We start from the raw sequence: 23256 nt of genomic DNA, 5'->3' as shown, positions 1-23256 counted from the left end.
GTTTCATGATGTCCGGTTCGATGCCCTCACAGGAGCTTTAGTTTGGTGGTACGCGAGACAACCGCGACCGCTACGAGAATGATGAGGCCCTTCACGATGCTCTGGATATACGTATCCATGCCAATCAGATTGAGGCCGTTATTGATGACGCCGATAAACAGCGCGCCGAAGAAGGTTCCGGCAATCGTTGCCGTACCGGGACGGAACATGGTCATGCCGATGAATACCGTAGCTAAACCGTCGAGGAGATAGCGTTCGCCAGCATTCGGCTGGCCGGAGCCGAGGCGCGCTGCCAGAAGCGCCCCTGCAACGGCTGCGAAAATCGAGCAGACGATCAGGGCAGCGGCGCGATAGAAGCGACCGTTCACGCCTGACAGCTCCGCAGCCTTGAGGTTGCCGCCGACAGCGTAAATGTAACGACCGAAGACAGTGCGCTCCATCAGGAACCAGGCGACGAAAACCACAACGACCATGGCATAGGCAAGCACGGGAACGCCGAAGAGCTGCCCCTGTCCCAGCCAGAGATAACTGGCCGGAAGACCGCCATAAATCGCCCGTCCGCCGGTCATCAAAAAATTGATGCCATACAGAATGGAGCCTACCGCCAGCGTCGCAATCAATGAGGGTACGCCGACCAGGGTGACGAGCGCCGCATTGACGGCACCGACAACAAATCCTGCCCCCAATCCGGCCAGCAACGCCAATGGCAAAGGCGTGCCCGCAACCAACAGCAGCGGTACCGCAATACCAGCCATGCCGACCATGTAACCGACGGAAAGGTCCATTTCACGTGCTGCGAAGCCGAAAGTCAGACCCGCGCCAACAATGGTGAGCATGGCGATCTGTTGGAGGATGTTGAGCAGATTATTGGCTGTCAGAAAGCGGTCCACCGTCAGCGAGAACCCGGCGAACAGCAAAAGCAATACAATGAGGGTAGAATATTTCAGCAACCATTCACCCTTGAGCTTCTTGCCAAAGCTCTGCGCGTGACGCGACGATTGCGGGGCAACCGCGAGGTTTTGTGTATTCATTGGATGACTCCTGCCATTGCGGCAATGAACTTCGCTTCGGAAAAGGCCTCTCGCGGAATTTCAGCCCCCGGAGAACCGTTCACGAACGGGATGACGCGGTCTGCCACGTCAGCAATTTCCAGTAGGTCGGACGACGTGACCAGAATTGCCACGCCCTTGTCGGCGAGCCGGCGCATCTGAGCATGAATTTCACGCTTGGCCCCGATGTCGACACCCTCGGTGGGTTCGATGAAAATCATCAACCGGTAGTGGTCGTCTGCGCCGTACAACCACTTGCCGATAGAAACCTTTTGCTTGTTGCCGCCGCTCAGGTCCTTCACGAACTGATTGCGCGAATGCGCCTTCACGTTCAAAAGCTGCATAGTGCGGTCGGCTTCTTGTGCTTCGCGGCGCATCGACAGCACGCCCGTACCGCCCAAGGCCGCGAATGACGGATGCACCATGGCAAGGTTTTCACGCACATCCCATTCGCCGATCAGCGAATATTCCATGCGGTGATCGGGGACCAGAGCGACGCCCTTTTTCTGCATGGTACGCGCATCGATCCGGGCGATGACGTCGCCCTGAAAACGGCAGATGCCGCGGGTGACGCCACTCCCCGCATAGAGCGAACGGGCGAAGCCAAAATGACCGGCGCCGGTCAAACCGATCAGGCCGACGATTTCACCGGCACGGATGGAAAATTTGTCAACTTCGACATTACCTGCACGCCAGTCACTCACTTCCAAAACCACGCGACCGAAACTGCGATTTTGATTTCCCTCCGAGACCATCGCCGTTTTGCTGCCAGTGCGTTGCAGCATCAGATCGATCAGCCCGGCTTCGCTCGCTTCAGTGGCCTGAAGCGTCGCAACATGACGGCCATCACGCAGGACCGTAATTCTATCGCTCAGTGCTTTAATTTCCGAGAGGAAATGGCTGATCAAGACGATGCCAACTCCTTGCCGCGGCAAAGCCCTGATAATCTCCCAGAGACTTTCCTTTTCGCGTGCAGGCAAAGTGGCCGTGGGCTCGTCAAGGATGAGCAGCCGGACATCGCCACGCAATGCGCGAACAATTTCGATGATCTTCTGGTCAGCCATGGGCAGCATGTCGACCTGCTGGTCAAGATCAATAGAAACTTGCGGAAACCAACGCTTGAGTAATTCGCAGGCACGCGACAACAGTCTGCGCTTGTCAATGACACCTAGCCCCAGGCGAGGCTCATCACCAAGCAGAATATTCTGCGCACCGGTCAGTCCGGGCACGAGACTGCCTTCCTGCGATACATGCGCAATGCCCTTGCGTAGCGCATCCCCAGCACTCGATAGTTTTACGTCAGTGCCATCAATGGTGATTGTACCCGAAGTCGGACTTTTACTACCACCAAGAATACTGACCAGAGTGGTCTTTCCAGCACCGTTTTCTCCGATCAGTCCATGCACCTCATCAAACCGAAACTCGGCGTTCACCTGATCCAGCGCCAGCGTTCCTGGATAGGACATAACGATCTGCGACAGGCTTACGGCCATCGGAAAACTCCAATGAATTCAATCTACTGTAAAGGGACCGGAACGCGGAACGTTGCGCTCCGGCCAGAAGCAGGCAACTTGGGGCTTGCCCACTACTTCGGGAGGAAGTCCTTGCAGTTCTGCTTGGTTACGAGTGGCGCATCGAGATACACGGTTTTGGACGGAATGACCTTTGCTGTGTCTTCCTTTTTGACCACGATGCTTTCAATCCATTCGCCAGTCTGTGCGCCCATCTTTTCGAATGGCTGCGAGACCGTCGCAATCATCAGGCTGTCGGGCTTGCAAACTTCTTCGATGGCCTGCGGATGGCCGTCAATGCCAATCACTTTGACATTCTTCAGACCAGCAGCATTCAGCGCGTTGATCGCAGCTTGTGCGGGCTCATCCCACGGTGCCCAAACAGCATTGATCTCTTCGCCAAAACGCGATGCATAGTCCTGCATAGTCTTGGTTGTGTCTTCGAAGAACGCTGTATAATCGATATTGTGCTCGGCGATTACCTTCACTTCCGGGTATTCCTTCAGCACCGTTTCCATCACGTCGCCGCGCTTGCGCGTGCCATGGTGCTCAGCCATACGCAGGAAGATAAGATTACCCTTGGCGCCCATTTCATTGAGCAAATAGGGCGACACGTCAGCCGACATTGCCCAATTATTGGTGGTTACATCGACCACCACACCGTCGACTTGACCGCTATCGATCGCGAAAACTGGAATTTTGGCCGCAACAGCGGAATCGATTGCAGCGCGTGAAGCACGCAAATCCGACATGCTGACGATGATCGCATCCACCCCGCGAGAGGCCGCATCTTGAATGTTCGACGCCGTGCGTTCACCGGAGCCACCGCTGTCAAGCACGCTGATACTCCAGTCCTTGTTCGTCGCCTTGAGCCAGGCATCAAAGCCCGCTTTTGCGCGCTGCTCGGACTGCGCGGCAGCATTGGAATGCACCCAGGCTACATTTGTAGCCGAAGCGCTCGCCGTGCCCATGAGCATGGCAAGAGCTGTAACAGTCGCTGCTTTCTTGAAACATCCGAAACCCATTTTTTCCTCCCAAAAGCCATGTGGTTGATTCCACATCTGACTTTGATTGCTACTTGCGGACACGTTCAGTTCACTTGACGTCGAACTGGATGGTGACCATCGCGAAAGACGCCATCGTCACTTCGCTGTTTCTCCCCTTCTGTCGCATCGGCGAATATCTGTTTCTGTTCCTCCAGAACCGCCATTCCGTCGCCTTGCGCCAGTTTCGTTTCCGATTGACCTCACTGCCCTTTCGCGCTCTTGTCCGCCGGACCGATTGGTATTAAGTGCCACATAATTACAAATGTCAAATGAAAATACATTTGTAATTATGTGGATGAAAAAACGAAAGAGAGACAAATGAGCGAATCCGAAGACAGCCTGATGGTGCGCGTGGCGTGGCTTTACTATGTTGGAGGTTTCAACCAGGAGGCGACCGCATCCCGACTGGGCCTTACCCGGGCACGCGTAAACAAGATACTAGGCGAGGCCCGCGAAAGCGGTCTCGTCAGCATCTCCATCGACCATCAGAACGCTGGCACATTGCCCGTGGAAAATGAGCTGATGGGCCAGTACGGTCTGGATTTTTGTATTTCAACGCCCCCATTTGGCTTTCACTCCGATGACGACACAGCCTCTGAAATCCGCAAACAGGTATCATTCCGAGCTGTCGGCGTTGCAGCCGCCACCTATCTGAAAAGCTTTCTCGCCGACCATGAGGATGCGACTATCGGCACTGGATGGGGGCGAACCATAGAACAAATGACGCTACAACTTGCCGGTGTACGTGCGCCGCAAGCGCGCTTCATTTCCGTGATGGGGTCGCTGACCGCAAACTCGGCCTATAATCCGTTCGAAGTTGTGCACATGCTGGCGCGGCGGACGGGCGGGCAAGGCTTCTTCCTTCCTGTCCCCTTCATCGCAGATTCCGCTGAAGATCGAAAAGTTCTTATCTCCCAACGCTCTGTGGCACGCGCGCTGGAAATTGCCCGCACCGCTTCCGTGTGCTTCATCAGTGCCGGTGAACTGACAGAAGATTCTCTGCTGCGCCGCCAAAACATGTTGAGCAAATCCGAACTGGAGAGCCTGCGTGCTGCCGGAGCTATCGGCGACACCAACGGCATCTTTTTCGACGAGAACGGGCAGCAAGTCGAACACGAGATGAACCAGCGCACGATTGCTCTCAGCTTCGCCGAGTTAAAGAAGGTTCAGGTGGTCCTGCTGATCGCCGGGCAGGAGAAGGCCGTCGCCGCCAAAGCACTGCTCAAAAGCGGGATCGTGAACGGCCTGATCATAGACGGAGACGCAGCCGAGGCGCTATTAGCTGTTCTATAACGACATAACGGGATGAGGCCCACCTTTCGATGGGAAATCGCGCCCCGAATGGGAGAGTGTAACTCCTAGCCATTCTTCTCAGCATGTTCCGCATCAGTGCAATGTGCCCTTCCGAACAGAAAGGCAAAGCCGTTTGCTCCATCACCGCCACTACTTGCCGAGCATCTTGAAAAGTTGTTCTTGCCCGGAACGTTGCGTGTTCAACGATTTGCGAGAAGAAGGATTGCTCTTTTCAGCTTGGTGACAGATACGACACATATATCAGGGGTGACGCTGCCCCCAAAAGCCAAGCAATAATCCAATGCTGATTACTCGGATTCGTCTGGGGGAATCTAGCTGACTTTCCATTTGTCCCCTCTTCCGTAAATATCGAGGTCAGGCCCAAAAGAGTGTGAGCAAGCACCGATTAAGCGCCAATGCTTCGTTTGCATGAGAACGAATGGGACATTGGCTCTACCACCGTCAATACACGCGAAAGCAGTGGCTCGCGGAAGGACAAAGGCTGCACACTAAACTTCGCACTCATGCAGAGCATTCCGTAAAATTCTCTGGAATGAGAATGGATACGATAGCGCCGCCGCCTGCCCGGTTACGGAGTTCAAGTTTGCCGCCGTGGGCGGCCGCTATCGCCTGTACCACAGACAGGCCAAGCCCCGTACCGCCAGTTGCCCTTGAACGAGATGCATCTCCGCGCCAGAACGGAGCAACGCTTATATCACCTATATTTTCCGGAAGCCCCGGACCACGGTCGAGAATGCGGATGGCGATGAAACCATCGGCAGTCAGTTCCGTCTGGCATCGCAATATTCCGCCATCCGCAGCATACCGGCAGGCATTTTCGAGAAGCGCGAGTATGGCCTGCCGGATGCGTTGGCGGTCAGCGACCGCTGTCCTTGGTGACAAATCCCTTTCAACGACAAGCTTGCTTGCCTCAAGCATGGGCTTGGCTGCGTCGAGCACGGTCTCCACCAGCTCCGACAGCACAAAATGCTCGCGATCCATGACGAGTTTCTGTCCTATCGCCAGCGAGAGGGTGCGCAGGTCTTCCACAAGTCGCGACAAACCCTCAACCTGCAGCAAAAGGCTCGCCACCGTTTTCGTATCCATAGGGAAAACGCCATCCACCATACCCTGCATCGATCCGCGCAATATGGTAAGCGGTGTGCGCAGCTCGTGTGCGACAGCCATATTGTTGAAGCGTAGCCTCTCCTCCATAGTTTCGAGGCTGGTTGCCAAGGCGTTGAAGCTTTCAATGAGGCTTTTAACCTCGACCGTACTTGTGTGCGACTCCTTCAGCCGGACGGAAAAATCTCCGGACTTCAGCCCTTCCGCTACCAGCGTCAGCTGCTCCAGAGGCTGCGCGATCCTCCTGGCCAGATATATTCCGATGATGCTGCAAATAAGCGCAGAGACCAATCCGCAGACGAGTACGGAAATATAGAGTTGAAAATCGACCGGATCGGAAAGGCTATCGAGATGCGCGAACAATTCCTTTATCGCTGCTGGTTCGGGCACGATGCCGGAATTCATGTCCCGATAGGCTTGGGCGGCATTGGCGGGCAGACTTTTGATCACCCCTTCTTCAAGATAGGCGGCGTAAGAAGTGACCCCCAGATAAGCCAGACCGACGCTGAGCAGAAGCATGGCAGCGATTATGATAGCGGTCAGTGTGGCAAGCGGCAGCGTGGGTAGTTTCATTTGGGATCCGCCAGACGGTAACCGATGCCGCGAACTGCGGGGAAGAAATCTTTCTGCCCGAGCGTTTCCAGCTTCTTTCGCAGATTGGATATATGCGTGTCCACCGTGCGGACCAGCGCATCGCTTTCCGGCAGGCAGGCATCGAGAATATCAGCGCGATCGAAGGCGTGCGTGGGGCGGCGGACCATATAAGCAAGGATTCTGAATTCGCTGAGGGTGAGCTGGAGAGCAATCCGCTCCCCGTCGCGGTTGACGAAAGCCGCGTAGGCATTGAAGTCAACTTCAATTGCACCGAACCGCCGCAGCGTTTCCTCCTGATCGCCCTTTGTACGCCGCAGCACCGCCTTGACGCGCGCAACCACTTCCTGGGGATTGAATGGTTTGACGACATAATCATCGGCACCAAGACGCAGACCGCTGAGCCGGTCGATATCTTCGGCCAATGCTGTCACCATGATAACGGGTGTATTTCGGGTCTGCCGCAAGCGCGCAAGCACTGCAAAACCATCCAGCTTGGGAATGCGGACATCGAGCAGAACGATATCCGGCGACAGCAGCGCATGATGTTGCAACGCCGTTTCGCCATCAGACGCACGCACCGTGCGATAGCCTTCACGCACCAGATAGGCATCCAAAATCTGCGCAATTTCCGGCTCATCCTCCACAATAAGAACGAGGCTGTTATCCACGAGCGGCTCCAAATGTTCTTGAGATCGTTATCTTGGGCAAAACCTGCACAGACTATGACCGGCAAATTCTCAACGTGCAATTTCCAAACAATACTCGCACCATCCAGAGACCGGTTTTAAACACAGTGCCGGTTCGATCTTCGCAGAGTCTTGATAATCGGCCTTCAAATCGCAGTCGTTCAACTCTTTCGAGGTGTCGGCATGCAAGAAACCGTTCTAGGCTCAAGCGAATCCCATTCGGCGGTCGGCGTCACCAGACGTTACAAAACCGCCTCATGGCAAACGCAGCTGCTGGTTCCTTCCGTTCTGGCTGCAAGCTTCGTCCTCGTGGTGTTTCCGTCAGTCGATCTGACCATTTCCCGTCTCTTTGCTGACGGACATGGCTTCCCGCTATCCGAAAATCCATTTCTGAAGGGCGTGCGCGACATAAACCGGCAGGGTTTGGTCTATCTTCTGCCGCTCATGGTATTCGCCATCGGGCTTCATGCTTTCCTGCCAAAAAAATATGCCTTCTGCCCGCCGCACAAGGCCCTGTTCGTGCTGCTGAGCTTTCTGCTCGGCCCATTGATTGCAGTACAGTCTCTGAAGAACATCATCGGAAGGGCCCGGCCGCGCAATATTGTCGAGTTTGGCGGGACAGCCGATTTTTCTCCCGTTTGGCAATATGCTGCGGCCTGCAGGCATAGTTGCTCCTTTCCTTCCGGCGAGGCCGCCGTCGCAGCCGCAACACTGTCGGTAATCATCTTCGTGCCTGTGCGGTGGCGACCCACCGCAACCGTTATTGCGGTCCCGATCCTGTTCTTTGTGTCCTTCAACCGGGTTGTCTTCGGCGCCCACTTCCTATCCGATGTCATCGTCGCATGGGGGCTGGTCCTGTGTGTGATGATGTGGCTCTGGCGAAGGATCTCCACCCAGGCGGAGGCGATAGACGCCAGCGTGAGCCATTTCGGCACACTAATTTCCATGCGGCGTAGCGCTCGCCGAGCACACGGAAATTCTCCACAAAATCTTGACATAGCTGACGAAAAGTCCGGCCCGCTACCTCCCAGCCGCAACGGACCATGATCATGCTTGCAGAACAGATTTCCCATTCCGCGCCCACCCAAAGGCAACCAGAACCGGGTTCGGCCAGCCATGCGGAAACAAACCATCAGAATGTGCCCCTGAAACATCTGGCAGCTTCCCATTCGATGTTGCGGCAGACTATCGGCATTGCTTCACGGCTGAAGTTTCGCAAAACCCTGGCTTTCCTGTCGAGAAGCATGCTGTCGCCGTGGCTGACCTTCCGCTGGCTCCGGTTCCTCGACGAGTTCACGGAACAGCACACTTTCGCTCCGCCTCACGATGATCTTATCCGGAAGTCCCTGTCATCCTTTCTCGTGCACCGGCTTGCATGGCGAACCCGGCTCAACATTCTGACCCAGCACTTCGAACTGGCGCGCCAGCTATTGTGCCCGCATGTATTGCAGGCACTGTGGCAGGGGAAAATAATCGAACTTGGAACCATTTGCGGCAGGGATCATCGTTATCGGCTCCAGCTATTGCTTTCCGATCAATGCGGCAGCCGGCACGAAGGCGTTTTTACCGTGCGTCTGGTGGACGCGGCAGATCAGGCGCTGCTGTGCATGGCGAGCTTCGTATTTGTGCGCCGTCCCGGCGATTCATACAGTCTCATTGTCGGTGGATTGCAAGGGGCCGCTCATCCGGACGCCAAACGTACGGTCATATCCGCGACCCGCGATCTCGGCGGGTTGCGGCCGAAAGATGCAGTCATGCTGGTTCTGAAAGGATTGATAGCGCACAGCGCCACCGCCTATTTGATTGCCGTCGACAATTCCAGCCACGTGATCAATTACCGTGCCTCCAAACGGCGTAAAATGAAACTGCCGAACCTGGATGCGTATTGGCTGGATCGCGGCGGCGTTCCGTTTCCGCCTTTCGGCTTTCGAATTCCCGCGGATCCGGCAATCAATGACAGTTGTGGCAGCCGCCGCAGTAACACAAAAATCGCGTTCTGGAAGATTGGGGCGAAACTGATCATGCATCGGGGTGATAATCGGCAGCCCAGCTGATGGCTCTCAACCCGTGCCGGGCGATTGCTTCTAGCGCCCTTTTAACGATCCCACGTTTGAAGGGTGCAGGCCAATTCACAGGTTCGGACCATCTGTCGGCATTGCACCAATTGGGTGGAACACAAGCCTCATCCGTGTTCCGCCCGAATGACTTTCGCCCACCTCAACGCTTCCACCGTGAAGCACCATGATCTGCTGCACAAGATTAAGACCAAGGCCAGCGCCAGGACCTTGATCCTCAAGGCGGGTGAACGGTTCGAATATGCTTTCGCGCATATCTGGAGGAATGCCGCTACCCTCATCGGTCACTTCAATCACAGCCGGTTTCATGACGCTTATCGCAATTGTTCCTCTCTTATCCCCATGGTCAATCGCGTTTTGAAACAGGTTGGTGATGGCGCGCTCGATCGACTGGCTATCGCCGAGGACGTTGATAACTTCAGCATCATTATCGAAAGTCACATCATAGCCAGCCGCGAAAGCAAGGGGCGCCAGATCAGAAATTACCTGCCGCGCAGCGGAGACTATATCCACGGTATGAAATCTGCTCGCCTGCCCCTCCAGACGCTGGAGGTCAAGAAGCTGGCCCGCCAGGGTTCCCAGCCGGGACACGTCACGCATGAGGCCAGATTTCAACTCGCTTTCCGGTAGGGCATGCAGTCGGGCAGAGAGGATAGCGATGGGAGTTCTCAGCTCATGGGCTGCCTGCGCCAAAAAACGCTGTTGGCGGGAATATCCTTTATCGAGGCGCTCCAGAGCGCCGTTGAAAGCCTCCACCAACGGCGAAAGCTCGACTGGAACAGTCTTTGCGGACAGGCGAATTCCACGCCGCTCAGGCTCAATCTGTGCAGCTTTGAGAGCAACTTCGGATGTTCCTCTCAAGGTAATACGCACCACCAGCGGTATGACCAGCAACGCTCCCAGCGCGGCGAGAAGAAGGCCGGGAAGAATGAGCGCCTTGAACCCTTCCCCGACCGTTTCCGCCAGCCGTCCAAAGGTCAGCCGGCCTCCCGTACCTGCCATGATCTGGACGCGCCCCACGGGTGTATCTTCCCATCTTATGAGGGCATAGGGCCGGAGTGATCCAGCTTTATCGTCGCCAAGCCGGGCTTCAAGCACATCCGGCATGGCAGCACGAAATGGCCGGTAGGCGTCGGGCACAGTGCCTTCCGCAAGCTGGTTGCCAGAAACATCCTGAATAACAAACCAGAGGGATTTTTCCTCTCGACGCAATACCGCCAGTTCAGGCGTGTTGCTCAAGGCCAGATGCCCTTCCGGATCACGGGCTACTGCCTCCTTCAAGACGTCGATTATGCCTCGATCATAACGTTCGTGAACAAAGCCAGACAGCCAGAGAAATGCAACGAAGAGCGCCAGCGCGCATAGAACGATCGCTGCCTGGGCGAGAACGATACGCGTAATCAGCTGCCACTTTAAGGAAAGAGGAGTCTCTCTCAATTAGGGGGTCTCACGCAAGAGATAGCCGACACCGCGTACGCCGTTCAGTGTGACCCCTGCCGCCGCCGCTGCCAGCTTGCGGCGCACCCGGGAAACATGTGTGTCGAGTGCGTTCGGTTCCACCTCATCGTTCATCCCGAAAACTGCCTCCATCAAAACCGGCCTTTGCACCATGCGCCCCTTTCGTCGCATCAAGGCTTCAAGCACGAGCAATTCGCGGCGTGGCATGGTGAGTGGAACATCGCCGACAAAAGCCTGACGCGCAGTGAAATCGAAAGATACACGGCCAAGCCGGACAATGTCTGGACGAAGATCGCCATTGCGACGCAAAATGGCCCGCAACCGAGCCATCAGCTCATCGAAGGCGAAGGGCTTGCCAAGATAGTCGTCTGCACCGCTATCGAGGCCGTGGATGCGATCGGGCAGGTCGCCGTGAGCTGTCAGAACAAGAACCGGAACCGAATTGCCGCGCCCACGCAGGCTCCGCAGCACGGACAATCCATCCCCGTCAGGCAGGCGACGATCAAGAATAACCGCATCGTAGCAATCTTCTGAAAGCATATGTTCAGCTTCGCCGCAGGTGGCGACGATATCCGCGACCATGTTTTGGGATGTCAGAACTTGTTCCAATATCGATGCCAGTTCGCTTTCATCCTCCACCACCAGAATTCGCATCCAACGTGCCTTTTCTTGCCAAGATTTGCTCAACGTAACATTTGTGGCTGGCATGAGACTGGCATCAGCCAGCCCAGTAGAATTTCTGAACCTGATTTATTGGTGGCAAACAGCCGGAGCGACAGGCTTTTGACAGGTGGCGCTTGGAAATTTCAGCGGTTCTGCCGGGCAGACCGGAGAACAATTTCCTTGGAGGAGCCGCTGAAATGCCAATCGCCGATTTCGTTCCCTTCTTCGCAGCCTGGTTGCGCAACCCGCTGCTGACTGCCGCAATTGCCCCGTCGGGACCGTCCATTTCGCGCTTGATCACACGCGAAATCAAACCAGACACGGGGCCCATCATCGAATTGGGACCAGGAACCGGCGTATTCACTTATGCTCTCCTCAAACGCGGCGTCGATCCCCGCGATCTGATCCTGATCGAATTCAACCCCGATTTCGTAAGCATATTGCGCAAGCGCTTTCCGCGTTCAACGATCATCCAGGCAGACGCGACCCGGCTCACGAGCCTCAACCTTTTACCGCCTGCATCCTGTAAAAGCATCATCAGCGGACTGGGCCTTCTTGCAATGAACCCCATGCAAGTGGAAGCTATCTTGCGCGGCAGTTTTCACTATCTGGCTCAATCCGGTTCATTCTACCAGTTTACCTATGCGATGCGTTGTCCAGTCAAGACGGAACTGCTCGCGGAGCTTGGTCTGATATCCGAAGAGATGGGCCGGACTTTCTTCAATATTCCACCGGCATCCGTGCACAAGTTTCAAAGACGAAGAACTGATGTTTGCTAGCGGCTGGCGAAGAAAATTAGCCGACGGACGCACAGAACGCGATACTTAAGCGCCTTCAGATAAGCTTGCGCATTACAAAATCTGGCGGGGCCGAATGGGAAACATCTTTGTCGGCCAGATCCTGTTTCGAATCATTTGACCAGTTCAGTGGCGAAGACGCTAGGAAAAATGCGCGCCATCTCGACGAGACGATGCAAAGGCGGACGAATACATCGAGCGCTTCTACAATCCGAAGCGTCGCCACTCGACATTGGGATATCTCAGCCCGATGGAATTGGAAAATAAAGTCGGAGTAGCGCAGTTGAAGTCGTGGAGCGCCTTGAGATGGCAATCGAGCATATTTCTTCACAGCTATCGTCAGCACGTCGCTGTCCATAGCTTTCCAGTGATCTTGGGTCCCTTCCTCGGCGTTTGACGCGATCTGGAAAGTTGGAAAGAAACCTCCTGTTTAGCAACACAAATATCGTCACCTAAGGTTCGACTTTTGCGGCACACGCGCCAATCTTAAATAAAGTAAGAGCCCCGGTGACCCTATAAGTTGTGAGGTCAACGCGCCAGCTGGTTGACTGCAGCTGGCGCCAGTTCCAGCGCAACCGCTTTTCAATCTCCGGCGCGAACCTTTGAAGCCGGCGGTAGATCGTCGAATGATCAACAGGCACACCCCGCGCGCCATCATTTGCTCAAGGTCGCGGCAGCTGATCCCATAGCGGCCACTTGAAATCGCTCATTAAAAGTCTCGCTGAAAATCACCAGCGCTATTTCCAATATCAAAGTGATTGTTGCAACAGCCAGAATATCCAACATATTGGTCGACTGCGTTTTGGGAGTTTATTAGAGTAGATTCTCCACAATGAGATTCCGCGGGTGACGATTATGAGTAATGAAAATAATGATCGACAGCGCAGAGATGTGGAGATACCCGTCGTCTCCTATACCGGATCTTACGCCTGGCAGACGAATTTCTACGATACCGAACTGGATTTGCGTGATTGGCTCGCGGCTATTGTAGATGGATCAGATGATGCAATCATCAGCAAGGACCTGCAGGGGAATATCAAGACCTGGAATCGGGGAGCCCAGCGTTTGTTCGGCTACGATCCCGAGGAGGTTATAGGAAAACCCATCACCATTCTTATTCCGGAAGACCGTCTCAACGAGGAGCCCGCCATACTGGCGCAAATCCGAGATGGAATGCGTGTCGAACATTTCGAAACTGTCCGCAAGAAGAAGGATGGCACGCATCTGGATATTTCTCTAACAATCTCTCCGATCCGCAACGCTCAAGGCGTAATCGTTGGCGCCTCCAAAATAGCCCGCGACATTACCGAGCGCCGCAAAGCGCAGGAAAAATTGTTTCTATTATTGGGCGAAATGCACCATCGCGTTAAAAACCTGTTTGCACTGGCAAACGGGATCGTATCGCTGAGTGGGCGGGATGCGAAAAATGTCGATGAATTTCGCCAAAGCGTACAGTCCAGACTGTCTTCGCTGGCAAGAGCGCACGAATTGACGATGCCTGCCTGGGATGAAAATCCCGACATGTCGGCCGCTATTCCCATCCAGACCCTTATACATACAATCCTTGATCCATATCAGGGCTGTAATATCAGCCTTGCGGGAGCCAACCCGTCTGTTTCCGGGAAGTCGCTGACAAATTTGTCTCTCCTGTTGCACGAATTTGCAACGAACGCGGCCAAACATGGAGCGCTTTCATCAATGACAGGGCGCCTCGACATTTTTGTCGAGGAGACGAGCGGAATGGTCAGATTATCCTGGACTGAAAGCGTTGAGGGGAAAGTCGGCCAGATAAGCGCGGAAGGATTTGGAACGCGTCTGGAAGCCGGTCTTTCATCTGCCCTGAACGCCACAGTTTATCGGAACTGGCTGCCAACCGGGTTGGAAATCAAAGTATCGATCCCAATTTGCATACTGTTATCGGACACGGAAGAAAAATAGAGCCGGAGCCGCCAACACGGCCAGCTCCATTCTTGGCTTCCGTCCCGCGCTTGTGTCCATGCCAGCAGCAACGCCTTCAACCTTACGGACCGGCGGGCGGACAGGTTTCGGATATGTACCAGATGCACATTCAAACATGGACGGAACCATTCGAACCATTGTTTCGTTAATCTCCTTTCTCCGGCATCTATATGAATGGTGGGTCGGTTTCATCAGAACCCGAGTTGCCTCAGGAAATTCGACCATGGGGAACCATCAAGTTTGCCGGAGACACGCCGCGACGGGAGACGACCATGGTAGAAAACGGGTACAAACTTCAGCAAAACGGCGATGGCACATGGTCTGTGATAGATGCTTTCAAGGGCCACCCCATCACGTTCGAGGGCCGCTTGCAGATCGCACTGACCGAGGAGGAGGCAAAGCGCGTTTTCGATTGCCTTAACCGCCAGAATCTTGAACGCCACCCGGAACACGGAAGCGGTCGGGTGCCATGAGCCGAAGCAATATCGAAATATGAAGTGATCAAGCACGCCTATCTTAAATAATTGAGAAGCGTATTGTTGAGGTATCCTGAAGGAGGATCGCATGCCGCTCTTCAACGAAGCGAGCCGTATCTACAAGCCGGAAGAAGTGACCTTCATGCGCAGCTGTTTTTCCCACGCCGCAATTATTCTTGAAGAAAGCGACAGGGAGTATGCTGCCACGGATCTTTCGACGGCAATCATAATGCTTTACCAGAACGGCCTGAGGGATCTGAACTACATTGCCGAACTGGCGTCCCGGCTTGCTCACAAGAGATATCGGGACCGCCATCTGGAGGCACCCGCCGCCGCTAACCTGAACATCGTGCCGGATTCAGAACCCTCTCCCTGATTTCGGTCGCCTCAAGCATTCTGCTCTGCATCCACAAATTTGTTAAAGCGGCTGTCGCCTGCATCTTCATAGAGGAAGGCAAGTTTTCGGTCGTCGAATATGGCAAAGAAATCGTCCCATTCAATCTCTTCCAGATTTTCGTCTTTCTCCGCGAAGTCAATGCGTAATATACCGCTTTGGTTGCCTGTATCCACGATGGCCGGGCGCCCGTTGCGGTCTTCCGCCCACCGGCGGATCTTGTCGTGATCTCGCGTGATCTGAGCCATTGTTCTATCCTTCCGCTTTAAACTTCTTCGCTTCTTCAAGCAGCTTTTGCCTGTCCCTGCCGAAACGTTCGATCAACTGGCGTGCCTGCAACGGGGAAATATCCGAATTCTCCGCGAGAAACTTTACGTCTTCATCGTCCGTAAGCGGGGTGATTGGTTGCTCGTTCATCATCGGCCTCCATTCTGACCTTCTGACGGATTGACTGGCTGGTCGCCTCCCGTACCCGTCTGCGGCCGCTGGTTTTCAAGCGGCGGATTTTGTCCCGGCTGTTCGCCGGAATCCGTCGCCGGCGGCGTCTGTATTCCCTGCTGCTGCGATACCAATCCGCCTCCGGTCAGGCTCCATCCAAGGAATAAAAGCAGCAGAACCGCCAATATAACCAAGGCGAAGCGGGGGAAGTATCCAAGCGTTCGCGAAGGCTCGACCCTTTTGTCTTGCTCAGGTTTCGATTGCACATTCATCGCCACACCCATGAAATTATGAAATAGCCAATGACGACCATCGCGATGATGAACCACCAGACGAGATAGGCTGGGCCTTCCCCCCTGGATGCGTTTCCGCTTGCGGTTCGCACGTTGCCTTCAGAGGGCCATTCCCGCAAGCCGGATGCATGGCTGGAAGCGTTGCTGTCATCAGCCTTTGCGGGCAGCGGTTGGGACTCGTCGTGAGGCTGGGAGTTGCCGCCTGCCTCCGCATCCGTTTCCATTGGAGCAGCCGCCGGATCGAAACCGGGAACCTTGTCGCCGGTCTCCCCCCGTTGAATTGCGCCCCTTGTGCGAGCGCCAATACTTTTGTCCGCTAAAACTCGTTTCATCGCTTTGGACCTCCAGGGTCCAACCATGAGCCATGCCAATTGTTCCAAAACTTATCGGCCCAATCCCGCCGCTTGCCTTCCGACACGCTGCATCTAATGAAACAATCCGGCGTTTGAACGGTTGGGCCGTCAGTTTCAGCAAACGGAGGCTCCGATGAAACACGACCCGAAAGCAGGCACCACCGACCAGAAACCGAAATGGGAAGGCCCACCGGAAAACCGGCCGCGGGGCTATGAACCTGCCGTTGACGACCCGGCAAAAAAGCGCGACGCCGCTGGGCATCACCTGTCTGACCCCGACCGTAAGAACCTTTCCGATGCGCTGAGCGAGCCGAAGCACGCGGGACGAAAAGGGGACGACGGGTGAAGTGAAACACCTGAAACCGTCGCTTCCTCACCACAAGGCGTGCATTGTCGGCTGGTCCGGACTGACCGGGCCGGGGGACGGATGTTCGGGCAAGGGAAGCGGCGGGACCTGCTCCGGTTCATCGGGGCTGAATGGCCCCTTGTCCGGTTGCGGAATGGTTTCCGGCGGATCGACCGGAATACCATCCGGCTCCTTTTCGGGTATCTCCGGCGGTTCGGGATTTCCGGACAGAACGAACATCAACCATTCGCGGTTTTCATCAAGATGGATTTTCATTCGAATTCTCCCTTTGCCAGTAGCGCCAGTAGCTAACATCAAGCGTGATCCGGCTTGCCATAGGCCTTGCGTAATTCGCCTTTGGTTGCTTCCAGCACATGCTTGCGTTTTTCCGGCAGATTCTTGCCCGCGCGGTTGATGTAGAAAGTCAGCATGGACATAGCCGAGCGAAACGGCTCTGCCTTGCGCTTACGGCTCTTGTCGGCTGAGCGCTTCAGGGAAGCTGCAATTTTCTTCGGATCGTCCTGTTCGAACACATGCGGCTCCAGATCCAGCGCGTCGCTGTGTTCGGTTACGTCAGCCGACCATTTCTTTGTCTGGGCCATATCAAAACTCCTCTCTTCAGAGCTTCGATAACTGTCGAAGGCTGCCCATGTTCCCTATCATCTGTCCGCGACGTCGGCTGGTTCGTCACCTTTGACGGAACAAAAAGCCCGCAAGTCGGTTCGAGAGCCTGTTCAGCCGTCATGGCATCCAACTGGAGGAACCGCGATGTTCTACGATGCCTCAAGCATCAAATATCCTTTTTTCGATAAGGATCGCGTCGGAGCGGGCGAGCCGTCCGAGCACGAACCACGCGACCATCAGGCGCGACCGACACATGAGCAATCGAACGCACCGGGCAACCCGCGCCAGCCGCAACCGGACGACCCGCAAAGGAACTTCGATTTCGACAGCCCCAACGGCGAGCGCCCGAATGATCTGGCTAACCCCAGCGCGCGCGAACTGCGGCGGGAAAGCCGTGGACCCGAACAGAATTGACTACCACAGGAGGTGAAAATGCCTGCGAAATCCAAAGCGCAGCAACAGGCTGCCGGCGCGGCTCTGGCCGCGAAGCGCGGAGACAAGGCCAAAAGCGAACTGCGTGGAGCGTCCAAGGAAATGGCCAAATCCATGAGTGAAAAAGAGTTGGAGAAAATGGCTTCCACCAAGCAGAAAGGGAAGCCTGAGCACAAATCCAAATCCTGACAACGCAGACGGGAAGTAACGATGATTACTCTGAAATGGCTTGCCGTCGTGATGTTTGTGGTGGCGCTGCTCGGGTTGGGCAGCTTGTTCATCACGTCGGACAAGGGAGATGTATCACCGGACAGCCCCACACCACCGGTCGGCTCGCCCACACAGCCCTGACGTTTTGATTTTTGTCCAAGGTGCGAAACAAAATGAGGGCTGCGGAGTTAGATGTGCCGTCGTGGGGATTTTCAGCCACACGACAAGGACAGTTTCGGAACAATAGGAGGAGCCTGAAATGGCCAGCACCAAGCAACGCAATCTCGAAGACCTTTTCTACGATACCCTCAAGGACATTTATTATGCGGAGCGCAAGATTCTGAAAACGCTTCCGAAAATGTCGCGTGCCGCTGCCGATGAAAAGCTGAAGAACGCATTCGAAAAACATCGCGAACAAACCGAAGGTCATGTGGAACGCCTGCAGCAATGCTTCGAGATTCTCGGCAAGCGTGCGCAGGGCAAGACCTGCGATGCCATTGAAGGCATCATCGCCGAGGGCGAGGAAATCATCGAAGAATTTTCGAACAGCCCGGCGCTGGACGCAGGACTCATATCCGCAGCCCAGGCCGTGGAACACTATGAAATCACCCGTTATGGCACCTTGAAACGCTGGGCTGAAACCCTTGGATACAAGGACGTCGCGAAAATCCTCGACCAGACCTTGCAGGAAGAAGGCCAGACGGACAAGGACCTCACGAAACTTGCCGAGTCCTCCGCCAATCTCCGTGCGGAAGCGGCTTGACGAGAGACCTTCAAGGTCTGCAGCGAGGTCATGATCCCATGCGGACAATTCGCGTCGTCTAGGGGCTTCGGACAGCCCCCATACCGTAGCCAGCGCGGAAGCGCTGGCTACGCGTCTCTGTACCCTGACGGATCGACAATTACTCCCCACCCGGCAGAGCTTCGATGAAAACGGTGAAACGTTTTTCATCCCGACCTTTGCCCTCGTCCGGCAGGACGGGAACCCGGAAATGACCGTAGACCGCTTCTATGGCGGCATTGTCCACCGCGGTTTCATGGCAACCAAGCTCGTTAGCCATCCGCACTGGCACGACCACGACAACCTGCCGGAAGGATGGACGGGGCATTTCGCGGCATGTTTGCAGGATTGCGTTCTACCGGGCTTCTCGGTGTTTTCACACCGCCACGCCCTCGACGCGGCAACTACCTCGCTGAAGAAGCATAAAGTGCGCTTCAAGAACCCATTCGCGTCCGGCGGTGCAGGCCAAAACGTCATCGACACGGTTCGTTCGCTCGACTGTTTTCTGGCCGCGGTTTCAGAGGGCGATATCGCGAAAGGACTGGTTCTGGAAGAGGATGTGGAAAATTCCACCACCTATTCCGTCGGACAGATCCGGCTTGAAAACCATATCGCAACCTATCTAGGCCGTCAGTATACGTCCCGCGACAAAGCCGGGAATGAGCTTTATGCCGGCAGCCGCTTGCGCGTGGTGCGTGGCGACTGGGATGCGCTCCTTCAACTTCTGCAATCGCCAACAGCACGCAAGGTCGTGGAGAATGCCCGGCGCTACGACGAGGCTGCGCAGGAGCATCTTGGACTCGTTGCTTCACGCCGGAACTATGACGTTCTTGTCGGGCCGATAACCGAAAACGGCGTGCGTTGTGGAGTACTGGAACAGTCGTGGCGTGTGGGGGGCGCTTCCCCCGCCGAACTTCTGGCGATGGAAAAACTGATGCAGGATGAAACCGTTATCGCCGTGCAGGCCGTTTTGCACGAGAGCCGCGACGAAGCACCAACATTCCGGGAGGACGATTTCATCGTTTATTCCGGTGGGGATGATCTCGGGCAGCCCCTGCATAAATATGCGAGAATCGAGAAAATCTATCATGATCCGTAACGATACCGCCGTCAGTGTCGACCAGTATGAACTGGCCGCAACTGTAATCTCTCCAGACACCACCATTCCCGGCGTTCTCTTTCTTCATGGCTGGGCCGGCAGCCAGAAACGCGATATCGAGAGGGCGAATGCAATATCTGCCCTCGGCTGCGTCTGCCTCACCTTCGATATGCGCGGCCACGGGGATTTACTCTCCAGCAATAAAACAGTAACGCGCGGTGAAAACCTGGATGACGCAATCGCGGCCTATGACAGTCTGGCCAGCCTCAAAATGGTTGAGGACGACTCGATTGTCGTCGTAGGCAGCAGTTACGGCGGATATCTCGCGACATTGCTGACCGAGTTTCGTCCCGTCCGCTGGCTGGCGCTCAGAGCTCCCGCCCTTTATCGTGACGAACTCTGGCAGGTTCCCAAGGCAAGGCTCGATCGCAGGGACCTGCAATCCTATCGCTCGGCACTGGTTAGTTATGACGACAACCGGGCCTTGCGGCAGGCGCGGGAATTTCGCGGCGATGTGCTGCTGGTCGAGTCCGAGCATGACGTCATCGTCCCGCACCCGACAGTAGCGAGCTATCAAACCGCCTTCATCAATGCCCGTTCGCTGACCGTTCGGATGTTGGACGGCGCTGACCATGCACTCTCCGAAGAGCGCCATCAAAAAACCTACAACCAGCTCCTGACCCGCTGGATCAGGGAAATGGTTCTCGGTGCCCGTTGAATTTCCACGGTAACATTCCCGAGGGAACATTCATCAAGCTCGTTGGTTGGGACAGTCTCTCAGAAACAAGGGAGCCACCGATGAAACAGTCTATTCGATATGTCGCAGGCGCGTTTTTCCTGCTGGTCACGCCGGCAGCGTTTGCCCAAACCGCCCCTTCCGCAGAGCCGCAAACGCCCGCTGTTACGACACCCGGAGAGAAAAACCCGAAGGCGCCCGTGCCGGGGCAGAACAGCTTTACCGAAGATCAGGTGAAGGACCGCCTTACCGAAGAAGGCTACACCAACATCATGCACCTTCAGCTCGGTGAGGACGGCGTCTGGCGCGCCGACGCTGCGCGCAACGGCCAGCCCGTCAAGGTTCTTTTCGATTTCCAGGGAAACATCACCACGCAGTGACCCGGCTGTAACCGGCAAACGAATTAAAGGAGATGAAAATGGCTTATATCACAGGTCTATTCGACAACTATGATGAAGCGGCCGATGCTGTCCGTGCCCTCGAGGAAGCGGGAATTTCTTCTGAAAATATCAGCCTGATTTCGAACAACACAGACGGCCGATATGCTGGCGATGCGCTGAAAGGCGACGATGGCGCCGTTACCGGCGTCGAAACCGGTGCTGGTATCGGCGCGGTCGCGGGCGGCGGTGCCGGACTGCTGACGGGACTGGGTCTCCTGTCTATTCCGGGCGTCGGCCCGGTCGTGGCGGGCGGCTGGCTCACCGCGACACTGGTCGGGCTGGTCGGCGGCGCCACAGCTGGCGGCGTTACGGGCGGTATCGTTGGGGCTCTCGTCGACACCGGCGTACCCGAAGAAGAAGCGCAGGCTTACAGCGAAGCCGTTCGCCGAGGCAGCACTCTGGTCGCGGTTCGTTGCGATGAAGCCGAGCGCGGGAAGGTCGAAGCCATTCTGGAAGACTGGGGCCGCGTCAATATAGGCCAGAGACGAGACGCTTATCTCGAAGAGGGATGGGAGAATTTCAATGCGTCAGCCGCGCCCTACACGGCGGACGAGATCGAACGCGAACGTCAGCGCTGGGGCTAGGCGGAGCGTCCGATGAAAGAGGTAGATCCGCGCAGGGCTCGTCAGGGTTTGAATGGACGGCGTATCCTGACGATCCTCCTTTCGAGCCTGTTGCTGGCAATGATTGTCTGGGGCGTGGTGGAATTTTACGGAAAGATGCGTCCAGGACGTGGTTTCATGGATGACAACAGCAAACCACCGGCATCCACGGAATCGCAACCGCCGCCTTCCGCCACGGGGCGGCAATGACGATCCCGGCCCCGGCAACGACACATCACCCGCCTGACCTTGAGCAAGTCTGCGCCGAAGCGCGGACTTGTCGGCGTTGCGAGCTCTACAAGGATGCGACACAGACGGTCTTCGGCGAAGGCCCTGTCGGGGCGCGAATTTTCTTCATCGCCGAACAGCCGGGCGACAAGGAGGATATCGGCGGGCGACCATTGATCGGTCCCGCGGGCCAGGTTTTTGACGCCTGCCTCGCCGAAGTCGGCATCCAGCGCGAGCGGTGCTACATTACCAACGCGGTCAAACATTTTCGCCACATCCAGCGTGGCAAAAGACGCCTCCACCAGCGCCCGTCGACCAGCCACATAGAAGCCTGTCGCTGGTGGCTTGAGCAGGAAATTGAACTTGTGTCACCGCATATCATCGTGGCGCTGGGCGCAGTCGCCGCACGCGCCGTTTTTGGCAAGCCCGTCAAGATCGCAGCCGCGCGCGGTCGTCCCATGCAGCACGAAAACCGTCGCATCTTTGTGACCATCCACCCATCCTATCTGCTGCGTTTACGCGGCAGAAGCGGTTTTGACCGCGAACGGGCGATATTCCTGAAGGACCTCGCTGAAGTTGCTGAGTTCGGGCGCTCCTCCCAAACGTGAAGTTTATTACAGGATTTTTCTTGGAACATCCTTCAGGCCCCAAGGTTAGGTTTATGTCACGCGCGACAAACTCAACTCCCAAAATCATTGGTTTGGAACCACTGAAAGGAAAGAGAATGGCACAGAATCACACGCAAGGTGGCACACACGAACAACACGTGAAGGCCGGCCAGCAGAGCCACAAGAACGACGGCAAGCAAGCAAGTAGCGGAGGCGGCGACAAGCAGCAGTCATCTTCTCGTGGCGGAACCCACGAACAGCATGTGAAGGCAGGCCAGCAGAGCCATAAGAATTCGTAACTTACCAAAGGGGCGGCCTTGTGCCGCCCCATTTTCAACCCGGACATTGATCCGGAAAGGCCACACCGATGTCGTTCACCCCAGATTCCGACTACATGCTTCAGCCGGATCAGCTTGTTGAGATGATACCGGCTCTTCGCGCTTTTTCCCGCACATTCTACAGCCAGAAGGAAGATGCTGAAGATCTCGTTCAGGAAACCTTGATGAAGGCACTGGCCAACCGGGAAAAATATACGCCCTATTCACCGCTTAAATCGTGGCTTTTTACGATCATGCGCAACACATTCTGCACCCGGATTCGTATTCAGAAACGCGAAGCACCAGGTGCCGTCGAGTGTGTCTCTCCAATAGCCTCGGTCGAAGCATCGCAGGAACTGACCCTTGAAGCCCATGATGTGCAGACAGCCATGGCGACCCTGCCCCACAAATATCGCCGGGTATTGGCGATGGTGGTGTTGGAAGGGAAGAGCTATGAGCGTACCGCGGAGCTTTGCGATTGCTCGATAGGCACGGTGAAAAGCCGTCTGCACCGCGCTCGTCACAAACTGCACGATATCATGGAGGGAGCCTAGATAGTGTTGTTCAGGCACAGTATCCCGCGCTCTCGCACTGTGGCTCGTGATGTGGATTCAGCACGAGGC

At 55.8% G+C, this 23256-nt stretch carries 33 protein-coding genes and 3 pseudogenes; 22 read left to right on the top strand and 14 right to left on the bottom strand.

The features are described 5' to 3' along the window. Nucleotides 1-26: 26 nt before the first annotated feature. From AC0TNJ_RS03490 to AC0TNJ_RS03480, 3 genes are all read right to left on the bottom strand, one after another. A complete protein-coding gene (locus AC0TNJ_RS03490; RefSeq protein ID WP_473766999.1) occupies nt 27-1031 on the bottom strand; it encodes an ABC transporter permease in 1005 nt (334 codons plus the stop codon). Continuing rightward, entirely contained in the window at nt 1028-2542 is a 1515-nt protein-coding gene (locus AC0TNJ_RS03485) for a sugar ABC transporter ATP-binding protein (RefSeq protein ID WP_473770242.1), read from the bottom strand. Before AC0TNJ_RS03485 ends, AC0TNJ_RS03490 begins: the two co-directional genes overlap by 4 nt. A 92-nt stretch (nt 2543-2634) precedes the next feature. Continuing rightward, nucleotides 2635-3585 (bottom strand): sugar ABC transporter substrate-binding protein, encoded by a 951-nt coding sequence (locus tag AC0TNJ_RS03480; protein WP_473770241.1) that lies wholly within the window; start codon nt 3583-3585, stop codon nt 2635-2637. Between the two features lie 53 nt (nt 3586-3638). On the opposite strand from AC0TNJ_RS03480, the gene AC0TNJ_RS03475 reads away from it, so the two are divergent. Both AC0TNJ_RS03475 and AC0TNJ_RS03470 read left to right on the top strand, forming a co-directional pair. After that, nucleotides 3639-3851 (top strand): hypothetical protein, encoded by a 213-nt coding sequence (locus tag AC0TNJ_RS03475; protein ID WP_473770240.1) that lies wholly within the window; start codon nt 3639-3641, stop codon nt 3849-3851. A gap of 73 nt (nt 3852-3924) precedes the next feature. Continuing rightward, nucleotides 3925-4899 (top strand): sugar-binding transcriptional regulator, encoded by a 975-nt coding sequence (locus tag AC0TNJ_RS03470; RefSeq protein WP_473770239.1) that lies wholly within the window; start codon nt 3925-3927, stop codon nt 4897-4899. Between the two features lie 522 nt (nt 4900-5421). Here the strand turns inward: AC0TNJ_RS03470 and AC0TNJ_RS03465 are convergent. Continuing rightward, nucleotides 5422-6597: an ATP-binding protein gene (locus AC0TNJ_RS03465; RefSeq protein WP_473766995.1), complete on the bottom strand. Its 1176-nt coding sequence runs from the start codon at nt 6595-6597 to the stop codon at nt 5422-5424. Then, entirely contained in the window at nt 6594-7286 is a 693-nt protein-coding gene (locus AC0TNJ_RS03460; RefSeq protein WP_122000984.1) for a response regulator, read from the bottom strand. The genes AC0TNJ_RS03465 and AC0TNJ_RS03460 overlap by 4 nt, the downstream gene beginning before the upstream one ends. Nucleotides 7287-7487: 201 nt before the next feature. Here AC0TNJ_RS03460 and AC0TNJ_RS03455 point away from each other — a divergent pair, with 201 nt between their 5' ends. Both AC0TNJ_RS03455 and AC0TNJ_RS03450 read left to right on the top strand, forming a co-directional pair. Next, a complete protein-coding gene (locus AC0TNJ_RS03455; protein ID WP_473770238.1) occupies nt 7488-8351 on the top strand; it encodes a phosphatase PAP2 family protein in 864 nt (287 codons plus the stop codon). Beyond that, nucleotides 8348-9358 carry a DUF535 family protein gene (locus AC0TNJ_RS03450; RefSeq protein ID WP_473770237.1) on the top strand — a complete coding sequence of 337 codons (1011 nt, stop codon included), beginning with the start codon at nt 8348-8350 and terminating at the stop codon, nt 9356-9358. The genes AC0TNJ_RS03455 and AC0TNJ_RS03450 overlap by 4 nt, the downstream gene beginning before the upstream one ends. A 75-nt stretch (nt 9359-9433) precedes the next feature. Here the strand turns inward: AC0TNJ_RS03450 and AC0TNJ_RS03445 are convergent, their stop codons facing one another. Together AC0TNJ_RS03445 and AC0TNJ_RS03440 are read right to left on the bottom strand one after the other, a co-directional pair. After that, nucleotides 9434-10816 carry a sensor histidine kinase gene (locus AC0TNJ_RS03445; protein ID WP_473770236.1) on the bottom strand — a complete coding sequence of 461 codons (1383 nt, stop codon included), beginning with the start codon at nt 10814-10816 and terminating at the stop codon, nt 9434-9436. Continuing rightward, nucleotides 10817-11491 carry a response regulator transcription factor gene (locus tag AC0TNJ_RS03440; RefSeq protein WP_473770235.1) on the bottom strand — a complete coding sequence of 225 codons (675 nt, stop codon included), beginning with the start codon at nt 11489-11491 and terminating at the stop codon, nt 10817-10819. It lies immediately after the preceding gene. Nucleotides 11492-11736: 245 nt separating this feature from the next. Between AC0TNJ_RS03440 and AC0TNJ_RS03435 the strand changes: the two genes are divergently transcribed. Further along, nucleotides 11737-12279, top strand: a complete 543-nt coding sequence (locus tag AC0TNJ_RS03435; RefSeq protein ID WP_473770234.1) for a class I SAM-dependent methyltransferase — start codon at nt 11737-11739, stop codon at nt 12277-12279. Between the two features lie 184 nt (nt 12280-12463). Further along, a pseudogene (locus AC0TNJ_RS03430) lies at nt 12464-12577 on the top strand (IS3 family transposase); the annotation flags it as partial. A gap of 223 nt (nt 12578-12800) precedes the next feature. On the opposite strand, the pseudogene AC0TNJ_RS03425 reads toward AC0TNJ_RS03430, so the two are convergent. Next, nucleotides 12801-12988, bottom strand: a pseudogene (locus AC0TNJ_RS03425) (IS6 family transposase); the annotation flags it as partial. Then, entirely contained in the window at nt 12952-13083 is a 132-nt protein-coding gene (locus tag AC0TNJ_RS03420; protein WP_473770233.1) for a hypothetical protein, read from the bottom strand. The gene AC0TNJ_RS03420 and the pseudogene AC0TNJ_RS03425, both read right to left, overlap by 37 nt. Before the next feature lie 69 nt (nt 13084-13152). Here AC0TNJ_RS03420 and AC0TNJ_RS03415 point away from each other — a divergent pair, with 69 nt between their 5' ends. From AC0TNJ_RS03415 to AC0TNJ_RS03405, 3 genes are all read left to right on the top strand, one after another. Then, entirely contained in the window at nt 13153-14235 is a 1083-nt protein-coding gene (locus AC0TNJ_RS03415) for a PAS domain S-box protein (protein ID WP_473770232.1), read from the top strand. A gap of 293 nt (nt 14236-14528) precedes the next feature. Further along, complete coding sequence (locus AC0TNJ_RS03410; RefSeq protein ID WP_473770231.1) at nt 14529-14729, top strand: hypothetical protein; 201 nt, start codon at nt 14529-14531, stop codon at nt 14727-14729. A 91-nt stretch (nt 14730-14820) separates the two neighbouring features. Beyond that, nucleotides 14821-15108 carry a hypothetical protein gene (locus tag AC0TNJ_RS03405; RefSeq protein ID WP_473770230.1) on the top strand — a complete coding sequence of 96 codons (288 nt, stop codon included), beginning with the start codon at nt 14821-14823 and terminating at the stop codon, nt 15106-15108. A gap of 11 nt (nt 15109-15119) precedes the next feature. On the opposite strand, the gene AC0TNJ_RS03400 is transcribed toward AC0TNJ_RS03405, so the two are convergent. The 3 genes from AC0TNJ_RS03400 to AC0TNJ_RS03390 all read right to left on the bottom strand — a co-directional run bounded on the left by AC0TNJ_RS03400 (nt 15120) and on the right by AC0TNJ_RS03390 (nt 16189). Then, nucleotides 15120-15374, bottom strand: coding sequence for a hypothetical protein (locus AC0TNJ_RS03400; protein WP_473770229.1), 255 nt, complete (start codon nt 15372-15374; stop codon nt 15120-15122). Between the two features lie 4 nt (nt 15375-15378). Next, nucleotides 15379-15543, bottom strand: a complete 165-nt coding sequence (locus AC0TNJ_RS03395; protein WP_473770228.1) for a hypothetical protein — start codon at nt 15541-15543, stop codon at nt 15379-15381. 289 nt (nt 15544-15832) lie between these two features. After that, nucleotides 15833-16189, bottom strand: a complete 357-nt coding sequence (locus tag AC0TNJ_RS03390) for a hypothetical protein (RefSeq protein WP_473770227.1) — start codon at nt 16187-16189, stop codon at nt 15833-15835. Nucleotides 16190-16343: 154 nt separating this feature from the next. Here AC0TNJ_RS03390 and AC0TNJ_RS03385 point away from each other — a divergent pair, with 154 nt between their 5' ends. Next, entirely contained in the window at nt 16344-16556 is a 213-nt protein-coding gene (locus tag AC0TNJ_RS03385) for a hypothetical protein (RefSeq protein ID WP_473770226.1), read from the top strand. A 27-nt stretch (nt 16557-16583) separates the two neighbouring features. Here AC0TNJ_RS03385 and AC0TNJ_RS03380 read toward each other — a convergent pair whose 3' ends face one another. Both AC0TNJ_RS03380 and AC0TNJ_RS03375 read right to left on the bottom strand, forming a co-directional pair. After that, a complete protein-coding gene (locus AC0TNJ_RS03380; protein WP_473770225.1) occupies nt 16584-16832 on the bottom strand; it encodes a chitin-binding protein in 249 nt (82 codons plus the stop codon). A 38-nt stretch (nt 16833-16870) separates the two neighbouring features. Next, nucleotides 16871-17158 (bottom strand): DUF3175 domain-containing protein, encoded by a 288-nt coding sequence (locus AC0TNJ_RS03375; RefSeq protein ID WP_473770224.1) that lies wholly within the window; start codon nt 17156-17158, stop codon nt 16871-16873. A gap of 166 nt (nt 17159-17324) precedes the next feature. Here AC0TNJ_RS03375 and AC0TNJ_RS03370 point away from each other — a divergent pair, with 166 nt between their 5' ends. The 12 genes and pseudogenes from AC0TNJ_RS03370 (at nt 17325) to AC0TNJ_RS03315 (ending at nt 23187) form a co-directional block, all read left to right on the top strand. After that, nucleotides 17325-17594, top strand: a complete 270-nt coding sequence (locus AC0TNJ_RS03370; protein ID WP_122000802.1) for a hypothetical protein — start codon at nt 17325-17327, stop codon at nt 17592-17594. 18 nt (nt 17595-17612) lie between these two features. Then, nucleotides 17613-17801: a DUF3008 family protein gene (locus tag AC0TNJ_RS03365; protein WP_006471823.1), complete on the top strand. Its 189-nt coding sequence runs from the start codon at nt 17613-17615 to the stop codon at nt 17799-17801. A 21-nt stretch (nt 17802-17822) separates the two neighbouring features. Beyond that, on the top strand, nt 17823-17963 hold the full coding sequence (locus AC0TNJ_RS03360; protein ID WP_473770223.1) for a hypothetical protein: 141 nt from the start codon (nt 17823-17825) through the stop codon (nt 17961-17963). Between the two features lie 118 nt (nt 17964-18081). After that, complete coding sequence (locus tag AC0TNJ_RS03355) at nt 18082-18585, top strand: YciE/YciF ferroxidase family protein (protein WP_121980902.1); 504 nt, start codon at nt 18082-18084, stop codon at nt 18583-18585. A gap of 79 nt (nt 18586-18664) precedes the next feature. Further along, nucleotides 18665-19702, top strand: a pseudogene (locus AC0TNJ_RS03350) (DUF3182 family protein); the annotation flags it as partial. Then, a complete protein-coding gene (locus tag AC0TNJ_RS03345; protein WP_473770222.1) occupies nt 19692-20420 on the top strand; it encodes an alpha/beta hydrolase family protein in 729 nt (242 codons plus the stop codon). The pseudogene AC0TNJ_RS03350 and the gene AC0TNJ_RS03345, both read left to right, overlap by 11 nt. A gap of 80 nt (nt 20421-20500) precedes the next feature. Continuing rightward, nucleotides 20501-20818 carry a PepSY domain-containing protein gene (locus tag AC0TNJ_RS03340; RefSeq protein ID WP_473770221.1) on the top strand — a complete coding sequence of 106 codons (318 nt, stop codon included), beginning with the start codon at nt 20501-20503 and terminating at the stop codon, nt 20816-20818. 38 nt (nt 20819-20856) lie between these two features. After that, complete coding sequence (locus tag AC0TNJ_RS03335) at nt 20857-21462, top strand: hypothetical protein (RefSeq protein ID WP_122000806.1); 606 nt, start codon at nt 20857-20859, stop codon at nt 21460-21462. 12 nt (nt 21463-21474) lie between these two features. Next, complete coding sequence (locus AC0TNJ_RS03330; RefSeq protein WP_473766977.1) at nt 21475-21690, top strand: hypothetical protein; 216 nt, start codon at nt 21475-21477, stop codon at nt 21688-21690. Next, a complete protein-coding gene (locus tag AC0TNJ_RS03325; protein WP_473770220.1) occupies nt 21687-22316 on the top strand; it encodes a UdgX family uracil-DNA binding protein in 630 nt (209 codons plus the stop codon). Before AC0TNJ_RS03330 ends, AC0TNJ_RS03325 begins: the two co-directional genes overlap by 4 nt. A gap of 116 nt (nt 22317-22432) precedes the next feature. Next, nucleotides 22433-22615, top strand: coding sequence for a hypothetical protein (locus AC0TNJ_RS03320; protein ID WP_473770219.1), 183 nt, complete (start codon nt 22433-22435; stop codon nt 22613-22615). 68 nt (nt 22616-22683) lie between these two features. Continuing rightward, nucleotides 22684-23187, top strand: coding sequence for an RNA polymerase sigma factor (locus AC0TNJ_RS03315; protein ID WP_473770218.1), 504 nt, complete (start codon nt 22684-22686; stop codon nt 23185-23187). Nucleotides 23188-23256 lie beyond the last annotated feature (69 nt).

This window comes from Ochrobactrum sp. PL_is483 (genome assembly GCF_055816855.1).
Note: the sequence above shows the minus strand (reverse complement) of the source record. Positions and strands in the feature narration are given on the sequence as shown.